The 10,841-nt window shown below is 51.5% G+C and carries 5 protein-coding genes and 4 pseudogenes; 3 read left to right on the plus strand and 6 right to left on the minus strand.

Translation table 11 applies throughout. From position 1 onward, the window contains the following. Positions 1-26: 26 nt before the first annotated feature. Positions 27-623, minus strand: a pseudogene (locus H2Z33_RS12315) (LysR substrate-binding domain-containing protein); the annotation flags it as partial. Positions 624-1,087: 464 nt separating this feature from the next. Continuing rightward, positions 1,088-1,414, minus strand: a complete 327-nt coding sequence (locus H2Z33_RS12320; RefSeq protein WP_022649401.1) for a four-helix bundle copper-binding protein — start codon at positions 1,412-1,414, stop codon at positions 1,088-1,090. Between the two features lie 431 nt (positions 1,415-1,845). On the opposite strand from H2Z33_RS12320, the gene H2Z33_RS12325 reads away from it, so the two are divergent. Continuing rightward, positions 1,846-2,979 (plus strand): glutathione-independent formaldehyde dehydrogenase, encoded by a 1,134-nt coding sequence (locus tag H2Z33_RS12325; RefSeq protein WP_017384068.1) that lies wholly within the window; start codon positions 1,846-1,848, stop codon positions 2,977-2,979. Positions 2,980-3,187: 208 nt separating this feature from the next. After that, positions 3,188-3,262, plus strand: a pseudogene (locus tag H2Z33_RS12330) (IS1 family transposase); the annotation flags it as partial. Between the two features lie 14 nt (positions 3,263-3,276). Here H2Z33_RS12330 and H2Z33_RS12335 read toward each other — a convergent pair. The 4 genes and pseudogenes from H2Z33_RS12335 to lacI all read right to left on the minus strand — a co-directional run. Then, positions 3,277-3,417 (minus strand): annotated as a pseudogene (locus tag H2Z33_RS12335) (maltose acetyltransferase domain-containing protein); the annotation flags it as partial. 65 nt (positions 3,418-3,482) lie between these two features. After that, entirely contained in the window at positions 3,483-4,736 is a 1,254-nt protein-coding gene (gene lacY, locus H2Z33_RS12340) for a lactose permease (RefSeq protein WP_003846917.1), read from the minus strand. A 51-nt stretch (positions 4,737-4,787) separates the two neighbouring features. After that, entirely contained in the window at positions 4,788-7,862 is a 3,075-nt protein-coding gene (gene lacZ / locus H2Z33_RS12345; RefSeq protein ID WP_007894989.1) for a beta-galactosidase, read from the minus strand. A gap of 121 nt (positions 7,863-7,983) precedes the next feature. After that, the gene (lacI, locus tag H2Z33_RS12350; protein WP_007851507.1) at positions 7,984-9,066 is read right to left on the minus strand and encodes a DNA-binding transcriptional repressor LacI; all 1,083 of its coding nucleotides are present in this window, start codon (positions 9,064-9,066) and stop codon (positions 7,984-7,986) included. 352 nt (positions 9,067-9,418) lie between these two features. On the opposite strand from lacI, the pseudogene H2Z33_RS12355 reads away from it, so the two are divergent. Next, positions 9,419-10,428, plus strand: a pseudogene (locus tag H2Z33_RS12355) (zinc-binding alcohol dehydrogenase family protein). Positions 10,429-10,841: the final 413 nt, after the last annotated feature.

The following is a 10,841-nucleotide window of genomic DNA, read 5'->3' on the forward strand; positions in this document are numbered from 1 at the left end:
CCAGCAGGCTGCAGGCCCCCAGGCGTTTACAATAAACTTTCCAGCCAGTCGGTAAACGCCCGTACTTTTCGGGAGAGATGGCGGTGCGGATACAGAAGTTACAGTTTGCGATTCGGGGACGGATTATCTGGCAGAACCTCTACCAACAGCCCGCGATCGAGATAAGGCTGCAAAAAAATATTCATGCCCTGTAGTATTCCCAGCCCCGCCAGGCCTGCTGCAATGTAGGCTTCTGAGTTATCCACGACAAGCCTGCCTGGAAGTTCAATTTCGGTGGAGCCCTCTGACGTCCCGAATGTCCAGGGCATAACTTGTCTGTTGCTGCTGTAAATCCAGTTGACGGCCTGATGCTGCTGCAACTCGTCCATTGTTTCCGGGGTGCCGTGTTGATCAAGATACGCAGGACTGGCGCAGGTCGTCATTTTAACGGTTCCCACCTTCTTTGCGATATAGTCGCCATCGTCCAGCTCCCCTACCCTCAGTATGCAGTCCAGGCCATCATGCAGCATATTCCGTCGGCGGTCTGAGCTGCTCAGGATAATTTCAATTCCGGGATGCTGGCGATAAAAATCAGGCAGGTTGGGTATAACAAGTAAAGCCGCAAACGCGACAGGCATATCTATGAGCGAATAGCGGACGTCAAAATGATAGCGACAGGAAAGTTCTGCCATATTAAACATAACAACCCTTGGGCGCGCCGCCGCAGGCGCCCTCAGCACGTTTCTGCGGCCTCCCGCCTGTTTCCGGCACCTTTCCTGCCCCAACCCCTGAAAAACGCCCCTGATGATTTCTGCGCGTCTGCATGGCTATGCAGTGAGATCTGCTCTCCACCGATTAGTGCATGCAGATTTTGGAAACGTCCAATTCTGGCACGAAGCGGTCACCCCGGCGGGGTGCAGTCCGCTGTCAGCGAAAACGGACATTGAGCCAATCAAATAATCTGTGCCAGAATTTGTCATTGAGGCTAGTACTTTCGAGTAGATCTATTTCCCGCCCGTACTCTTAAACTCATCTATCTCATCCTTCTACGACTTATTACCGGGAATATAAAACCCCGCCGAAGCGGGTTTGGTAATTTGAGTTTTTCTCAGGCGGCCATCTTTCTGCATTGTTCGGCGCAGTGATGACAAGCGCTTGAGCAATCCTGACAATGGTCATGTTCATGCTTTCCACACTCGTCACCGCACTTCTGACAAACATCAGCGCAAAGACGGCAAAGATCCTGGGCAGACCCGCTATTTAGTGTCATGAATTGAGCTGCAAGACGGCAGATATTTGCACACTGCATATCCAGTTTTATGCACTCGCGCATCATCTCCAGATTCTCTTCGTCGAGACACGAAGCCGCACAGTTATCACATGCCGTTGCACATAGATAACAGGCTTCGATGCATTTTTTGTATTCGTCTAACATAATTTCTCCTTAGCTAAGGTTACGTATTAAGCATGGAAGAGATAACTGATTATTCAAATTTTGAATTAGTTAATAACCTTTTCAGCATTTCATATCATTGATTCAAAGTGCATCTCTAGGGTTACCTAATTCACCTATGTCTACTTCTGGCACAATGCAGAAATGAGATAGATTTACTTTATCCGATTCTCGCTCAAAGCTGTCCGTAATCCCCTGCCTGCTTAAAAAAACCGGATTAACGTGTGATGTTTTTACGTTTTCCAGGCAGCCTTCATCGGTAAGTACCTGTCTTACAGACTTCAATGCACTTAGTTAAGAAACATCCTAATCGTCCTTTCGCCGATCGCGAGATCTGTTATGGCAGCTAAACTCGATTGATACCCCAATCCGCCGGGCAGCATTTCCTTTCCGCACGCAAGAAGGAGAAGATCATGAAAGCAGTAATTTACAACGGTCCTTATGATGTAAAAGTAAAAGACGTACCGGATGCGAAAATTGTCCGCCCCACGGATGTACTCGTCCGCATCACCACCACCAACATTTGTGGGTCGGACTTGCACATGTATGAGGGCCGGACCAGCTTTGAACAGGGACGGATTCTGGGTCACGAAAACCTGGGTGAAGTGGTCGAAATTGGCTCAGGCGTTGAACGTATTAAGGTGGGCGACTATGTTTGTCTGCCGTTTAACGTGGGATGTGGTTTTTGCGAAAACTGTGAAAAAGGTCTGACCGGCTTTTGTCTCACTACCAATCCGGGTTCGGCAGGCGCAGCTTATGGTTTTGCTGAAATGGGTCCCTGGGAGGGGGGGCAGGCGGAACTGCTTCGGGTGCCATTTGCCGACTTTAACTGCCTTGTTCTTCCCCCTGATGCGGCAGAAAAAGAAGATGATTATGTGATGCTCTCTGACATTTTTCCTACCGGCTGGCATGCAACAGAACTTGCCGGATTGAAGCCTGGTGAAAGCGTGGCCATTTATGGCGCGGGGCCGGTCGGTTTGATGGCAGCTCATTCGGCGATCATTAAAGGTGCTTCACAGGTGTTTGTGGTTGATACGCACACAGACCGGTTGGCTCTGGCTGAAAAAATGGGGGCGACGGGCATCAATGCTACTGGCGATGAAGCTGTACAAAAAATTCTCGACCTGACGGATGGACGCGGTACGGATTGTGGCTGCGAATGTGTTGGCTATCAGTGCTGTAACAAACATGGCCATGAAGATAACTCTGTCACCATGAACAGTCTTGTTGCGTCGACGAAAGCAACCGGGGGAATTGGTGTGGTTGGCGTCTTTATTCCTCAGGATCCGGGGGCTGAATCGGAGCTTGCCAGAGAGGGTAAGATGCCATTTGATTTTGGGAGTTTCTGGTTTAAAGGACAGGCAATCCGTACCGGCCAGGCGAACGTTAAGGCCTATAACCGTCAGCTGTCTCGCCTCATCCATCACGATAAAGCCAGTCCGGGCAAAATAATTTCTCATCGTCTTTCGCTTGAAGAGGCTCCTGCCGGATATAAGCACTTCGATGAGCGGGATGAAGGATGGACGAAGGTTATCCTTAAGCCTTAAATAGAGTTATCCGGTATGAGAAAGCAAAAACCGGGAAAGAATGTATGACTTTTGACAGGGTGCAATAAAATATCCTGTCAGGGCGTTATTATTCATACTTTCAGCTGCCAGGTGATGCTGCCAACTTACTGATTTAGTGTATGATGGTGTTTTTGAGGTGCTCCAGTGGCTTCTGTTTCTATCAGCTGTCCCTCCTGTTCAGCTACCGCTGTCGCTCACAAAATCGGTGGAGCTGCATGACAAAGTCATCGGGCATTATCTGAACATAAAACACTATCAATAAGTTGGAGTCATTACCCTTTTTTCAACTTCTGATGGATGCGAGTGATTGAACTCATACATTAATGTTTTCCCACGAAGTCTTTTTTCAGGTAAGCCTTCGCACATATCGGTAAATAGCTTGCCTGCTTTTATTTTTTCTGTCATCGACATGTTCATTTTTAACATTCCGTCCTGATAAGTTGGTCGGATAAGGCGCTCGCGCCGTATCCGACATTAATTTCTTAAGCGACTTCATTCACCTGGCGACGCAGCAGAGAAAGTGGGCCGGGGCCGCTAAGCGTGAACACGGAAATTAAGGTGAAGCCCAGCGCCACCAGACCCAGCACCAGGTAAGCGCCCTGGAAACCGATGCTTTCATACATATTGCCCGCCAGAATAGACATAAAAATCATCGCCAGTTGCTTAAAGAAGCAGAAACAGACCAGATAAATCGTCGCTGAAAAACGCACTTCAAACTGGCTGGTAATATATTTAAAGCAGCCCACCAGCAGGAACGGTACTTCAAACATATGCAGCGTTTTCAGAATAACCACTTCCAGTGCTGAGGTAGCGAACGATGAGCCAATAATACGTACTGACATAATAGTGCCAGCCAGCAGCAGGGCGTTTTTCCCACCGATGCGATTAATGATCAGTGGCGCAAAAAACATAATCGAGGCGTTAAGTAATTCGCCCATTGTCGTTACGTAGCCAAATACCCGCGTACCCTGTTCACCGGTAGCAAAGAACGAAGTAAAGAAATTAGCAAACTGTTGGTCAAAAACATCGTAGGTGCAGGAAACGCCAATAACATACAGTGACAAAAACCACAGTTTTGGCTGTCTGAACAGTTCCAGCGCCAGCTTAAGGCTAAATGCCGAATGGTTGGCACCTACCGCATTGGCAACCGTGGCAGAAGAGGGCGCATCCGTTTTGGCGAAAAAGAGTAAAACGGCGAGGATGAATGCACAGCCAGAACCCAGCCAGAAAACAAACTGATTATTGATGGTGAACATGATGCCGACAATCGAGGCACACAGCGCCCAGCCAACACAGCCAAACATCCGCGCGCGACCATATTCGAAATTACTGCGACGGCTGACTTTCTCGATAAATGCCTCTACTGCTGGCGCACCGGCGTTAAAACAAAAGCCTAGATAAATACCACCAACAATCGATCCTACTAAAATGTTGTATTGTAACAGTGGCCCGAAGATAAAAATAAAGAACGGCGCAAACATCACTAACATGCCGGTAATAATCCACAGCAGGTATTTGCGCAGCCCGAGTTTGTCAGAAAGCAGACCAAACAGCGGTTGGAATAATAGCGAGAACAGAGAAATAGCGGCAAAAATAATACCCGTATCACTTTTGCTGATATGGTTGATGTCATGTAGCCAAATCGGGAAAAACGGGAAGTAGGCTCCCATGATAAAAAAGTAAAAGAAAAAGAATAAACCGAACATCCAAAAGTTTGTGTTTTTTAAATAGTACATAATGGATTTCCTTACGCGAAATACGGGCAGACATGGCCTGCCCGGTTATTATTATTTTTGACACCAGAGCAACTGGTAATGGTAGCTACCGGCGCTAAGGTGGAATTCCGCCGACACTGACGGGCTCCAGGAGTCGTCGCCACCAATCCCCATATGGAAACCGTCGATATTCAGCCATGTGCCTTCTTCCGCGTGCAGCAGATGGCGATGGCTGGTTTCCATCAGTTGCTGTTGACTGTAGCGGCTGATGTTGAACTGGAAGTCGCCGCGCCACTGGTGTGGGCCATAATTCAATTCGCGCGTCCCGCAGCGCAGACCGTTTTCGCTCGGGAAGACGTACGGGGTATACATGTCTGACAATGGCAGATCCCAGCGGTCAAAACAGGCCGCAGTAAGGCGGTCGGGATAGTTTTCTTGCGGCCCTAATCCGAGCCAGTTTACCCGCTCTGCTACCTGCGCCAGCTGGCAGGTCAGGCCAATCCGCGCCGGATGTGGCGTATTGCTCGCCACTTCAACATCAACGGTAATCGCCATTTGACCACTTCCATCAATCCGGTAGGTTTTCCGGCTGATAAATAAGGTTTTCCCCTGATGCTGCCACGCGTGGACCGTGGTAATCAGCACCGCGTCGGCAAGCGTATCTGCCGTGCACTGCAACAACGCTGCTTCGGCCTGGTAATGGCCCGCCGCCTTCCAGCGTTCGACCCAGGCGTTAGGGTCAATGCGGGTCGCTTCACTTACGCCAATGTCGTTATCCAGCGGTGCGCGGGTGAACTGATCGCGCAGCGGCGTCAGCAGTTGTTTTTTATCGCCAATCCACATCTGTGAAAGAAAGCCTGACTGGCGGTTAAATTGCCAACGCTTATTATCCAGCTCGATGCAAAAATCCGTTTCGCTGGTGGTCAGTTGCGGGATGGCGTGGGGCGCGGAGGGGAGTGTCACGCTGAGGTTTTCCGCCAGACGCCACTGCTGCCAGGCGCTGATGTGTCCGGCTGCTGACCATGTGGTCGCGTTCGGTTGCACTACGTGAACCGTTAGCCAGAGTTGTCCGGCGCTCTCCGGCTGCGGTAGTTCAGGCAGTTCAATCAACTGTTTACCTTGTGGAGCGACATCCAGAGGCACTTCACCGCTTGCCAGCGGCTTGCCATCCAGCGCCACCATCCAGTGCAGGAGCTCGTTATCGCTATGACGGAACAGGTATTCGCTGGTCACTTCGATGGTTCGCCCGGATAAACTGAACTGGAAAAACTGCTGCTGGTGTTTTGCTTCCGTCAGCGCCGGATGCGGCGTGCGGTCTGCAAAGACCAGACCGTTCATGCAGAACTGGCGATCATTCGGCGTATCGCCAAAATCACCGCCGTAAGCCGACCACGGATTGCCATTTTCATCATATTTAATCAGCGACTGATCCACCCAGTCCCAGACGAAGCCGCCCTGTAAACGGGGGTACTGACGAAACGCCTGCCAGTATTTAGCGAAGCCGCCAAGACTGTTACCCATCGCGTGGGCGTATTCGCAAAGGATCAGCGGGCGCGTCTCTCCAGGCAACGAAAGCCATTTTTTGATGGACCATTTCGGCACAGCCGGGAAGGGCTGGTCTTCATCCACGCGCGCGTACATCGGGCAAATAATATCGGTTGCGAAGGTGTCGGCTCCGCCGCCTTCATACTGTACCGGGCGGGAAGGATCGACAGATTTGATCCAGCGATAGAGTGCGTCGTGATTAGCGCCGTGGCCTGATTCATTCCCCAGCGACCAGATGATCACACTCGGGTGATTACGATCGCGCTGCACCATTCGCGTTACGCGTTCGCTCATCGCGGGTAGCCAGCGCGGATCATCGGTCAGACGATTCATTGGCACCATGCCGTGGGTTTCAATGTTGGCTTCATCCACCACATACAGGCCGTAGTGGTCGCACAGCGTGTACCACAGCGGATGGTTCGGATAATGCGAACAGCGCACGGCGTTAAAGTTGTTCTGCTTCATCAGCAGGATATCCTGCACCATCGTCTGCTCATCCATGACCTGACCATGCAGAGGATGATGCTCGTGACGGTTAACGCCGCGAATCAGCAACGGCTTGCCGTTCAGCAGCAGCAGACCATTTTCAATCCGCACCTCGCGGAAACCGACATCGCAGGCTTCTGCTTCAATCAGCGTGCCGTCGGCGGTGTGCAGTTCAACCACCGCACGATAGAGATTCGGGATTTCGGCGCTCCACAGTTTCGGGTTTTCGACGTTCAGACGTAGGGTGACGTGATCGGCATAACCACCACGCTCATCGATAATTTCACCGCCGAAAGGCGCGGTGCCGCTGGCGACCTGCGTTTCACCCTGCCACAAAGAAACCGTCACCCGCAGCTCATCGCGCAGCTCGCCGTACATCTGAACGTCTGCCTCCAGTACAGCGCGGCTGAAATCATCATTAAAGTGAGTGGCTACATGGAAATCGCTGATTTGCGTGCTCGGTTTATGCAGCAACGAGACGTCACGGAAAATGCCGCTCATCCGCCACATATCCTGATCTTCCAGATAACTGCCGTCACTCCAGCGCAGCACCATCACCGCGAGGCGGTTTTCTCCGGCGTGTAAAAATGCGCTCAGGTCAAATTCAGACGGCAAACGACTGTCCTGTCCGTAACCGACCCAGCGCCCGTTGCACCACAAATGAAACGCCGAGTTAACACCATCAAAAATAATTCGCGTCTGGCCTTCCTGTAGCCAGCTTTCATCAACATTAAATGTGAGCGAGTAACAACCCGTCGGATTCTCCGTGGGAACATACGGCGGATTGACCGCAATGGGATAGGTCACGTTGGTGTAGATAGGCGCATCGTAACCGTGCATCTGCCAGTTTGAGGGGACGATGACAGTATCGGCGTCAGGAAGATCGCGCTCCAGCCAGCTTTCTGGTACCGCTTCTGGTGCCGGAAACCAGGCAAAGCGCCATTCACCATTCAGGCTGCGCGACTCTTGGGAAGGGCGATCGGTGCGAGCCTCTTCGCTATTACGCCAGCTGGCGAAAGGGGGATGTGCCGCAAGGCGATTAAGTTGGGTAACGCCAGGGTTTTCCCAGTCACGACGTTGTAATACGACGGCCAGTGAATCCGTAATCATTGTCATAGTTGTATCCTGCGTGAATTGTTATCCGCTCACATTTTCGCATAACATACGAGCCGGACACATAGAGTGTAAAGCCTGGGGTGCCTAATGAGTGAGCTGACTCACATTAATTGCGTTGCGCTCACTGCCCGCTTTCAAGTCGGGAAACTTGTCGTGCCAGCTGCATTAAGGAATCTGCCAACGTGCGGGGAGAGGTGGTTTGCGTATTGGGCGCCAGGGTGGTTTTTCTTTTCACCAGTGAGACGGGCAACAGCTGATTGCTCTTCACCGCCTGGCCCTGAGAGAGTTTCAGCAAGCGGTCCACGCTGGTTTGCCCCAGCAGGCGAAAATCCTGTTTGATGGTGGTTAACGGCGGGATATAACACGAGCTGTCTTCGGTATCGTCGTATCCCACTACCGAGATATCCGCACCAACGCGCAACCCGGACTCGGTAATGGCGCGCATTGCGCCCAGCGCCATCTGATCGTTGGCAACCAGCATCGCAGTGGGAACGATGCCCTCATTTAGCATTTGCATGGTTTGTTGAAAACCGGACATGGCACTCCAGTCGCCTTCCCGTTCCGCTATCGGATGAATTTGATTGCGAGTGAGATATTTATGCCAGCCCGCCAGACGCAGACGCGCCGAGACAGAACTTAATGGGCCCGCTAACAGCGCGATTTGCTGGTGACCCAATGCGACCAGATGCTCCACGCCCAGTCGCGTACCGTCTTCATGGGAGAAAATAATACTGTTGATGGGAGTCTGGTCAGAGACATCAAGAAATAACGCCGGAACATTAGCGCAGGCAGCTTCCACAGCAATGGCATCCTGGTCATCCAGCGGATAGTTAATGATCAGCCCACTGACGCGTTGCGCGAGAAGATTGTGCACCGCCGCTTTACAGGCTTCGACGCCGCTTCGTTCTACCATCGACACCACCACGCTGGCACCCAGTTGATCGGCGCGAGATTTAATCGCCGCGACAATTTGCGACGGCGCGTGCAGGGCCAGACTGGAGGTAGCAACGCCAATCAGCAACGACTGTTTCCCCGCCAGTTGTTGTGCCACGCGGTTGGGAATGTAGTTCAGCTGCGCCATCGCCGCTTCCACCTTTTCCCGCGTTTTCGCAGAGACGTGGCTGGCCTGGTTCACCACGCGGGAAACGGTCTGATAAGAGACACCGGCATACTCTGCGACATCGTATAGCGTTACTGGTTTCACATTTACCACCCTGAATTGACTCTCTTCGGGTGCTATCATGCCATACCACGAAATGTTTTGCGCCATTCGGAGGGGGCACGCCGAAGTGAGATTCAAAATGCCGACGTCAGTTCACAGGTGGGTAATGATACCAACGTGTTGATTTCGTATTTTCACTGACACCAGGATCATCCTGATGTTACAAGGATTGAATGACTACAGATTAAAATAGTCATCAACAGGTTGACAGCATTACCCAGCGCCCGCTTTCCGCGTATTTTTCGATTTGCACTGCCGGGGGCACTGGCGGGTATCGCGTTCCGCACACTTTTACATTTATTTATCTGGTGACTGACCTTTTTAAGGAGACAGAATGAAAGCCGTTGGTTTCTGGCAACCCGGGAAAGTACATCCGTTATTGAAGATTTGTCGCTTCCCCACCCATCCATGCCCAAGGGGCGTGATCTTTTGATCAGAGTCAGGGCGGTCGCGGTTAACCCACGGGACCTGAAAAGCCGGCGAAACATCAGTCCCTCTGCAGGCAATCCGGTAGTTATGGGATACGACGCTTCCGGTGTTGTTGAAGCAACCGGACCAGAGGTGACGCTGTTCAGGCCAGGTGACCACGTTTTCTATGCCGGTGTGCTCGATCGCCAGGGAGCCAACGCAGAGTTTCAGCTGGTTGACGAACGCATTACGGGGATAAAGCCGGCAGCACTAAGTTTTGAAGCTGCAGCGTCGGTTCCTCTGACCGGTCTGACAGCCTGGGAAATGTTATTTGATCGTCTGCAGTTGTCAGTGAACGGAGATGCTGATCAGACCCTGTTGATGCTTGGCGGTGCGGGCGGAGTCCCTTGTATGGCTATACAGCTTGCCCGCACTCTGAGTCGGGTGAACATCATCGGGACTGCCTCCCGGCAGGAGAGTGTCAGAGCGGTTCGCGGGTTTGGTGCGCATTATGTCCTGGATCATTCATGTGCGCTTGCGCCACAGGTTGCCAGCCTTGCTGGACTCCCTCCCATTACCCGGATTTTCTCAACGTACACCACGCCATCTGCCTGGGAAAATATGGCCGAAATTATTGCCCCACAAGGCCGTATCGGACTCATCGACGACCCTGAACCACTGGATCTGCGTTTGATCAAATTTAAGAGCGTTTCTGTTCACTGGGAGGCAATGTTTACCCGCCCCATGCATGCTACTGCGGACATGTCTAAACAGCATGATATTCTTAACAAACTCTCATGCATGCTGGATTCCGGTAAGCTCAAACCTCCGTTGCTGGCAGAGTATGGCAGGCTGAATGCTAAAGCACTTCGCCGGGCTCATGAGGACATGGAAAATAAAAATGTGAACGGGAAAATTGTTTTTTCAGGGTTCTGATGAACAGGCCTGTCAGAGTAAAAAAAGATTCGGGTTCAGCACAATGCTGAATTCTGTCTGGCTATAGAGTAAGAATCGTACCGGAATTGAGCATTTACCCTCAGTACCTGCGGATGAAAAAGCAGTCTGCCCTGACATACTGAACAATCCCTTCTCATAAGATGCCTCTCTTTTGCTGTTTAAAGAGCTGAGCAGTCCGGGCGGAGACTGACCTCGTTCCGCTTTCCAAGCGACCCCCTTGTTGAAAGTGCGACAAAAGAGATAGGGCGAATGACTATACTTCGCTCATAGCTGCCCGCCATGCCAGCTCAAAAAACAGGCTTAACGTAGGATATTTAATGAGATGGTCACTCCCTCCTTCCCGGTACTATGCTGAGGACAGGCTTTCATTCGGAGAACTATCATGGAAAACA

Source organism: Enterobacter sp. YSU, assembly GCF_016082135.1.
Classification (GTDB): domain Bacteria; phylum Pseudomonadota; class Gammaproteobacteria; order Enterobacterales; family Enterobacteriaceae; genus Enterobacter; species Enterobacter hormaechei_C.

Coding starts and splice junctions, on each gene's coding strand:
- H2Z33_RS12320 (WP_022649401.1), bottom strand. CDS start 1,414: ATGTTAGACGAATACAAAAAATGCATCGAAGCCTGTTATCTATGTGCA.
- lacZ (WP_007894989.1), bottom strand. CDS start 7,862: ATGACAATGATTACGGATTCACTGGCCGTCGTATTACAACGTCGTGAC.
- H2Z33_RS12325 (WP_017384068.1), top strand. CDS start 1,846: ATGAAAGCAGTAATTTACAACGGTCCTTATGATGTAAAAGTAAAAGAC.
- lacY (WP_003846917.1), bottom strand. CDS start 4,736: ATGTACTATTTAAAAAACACAAACTTTTGGATGTTCGGTTTATTCTTT.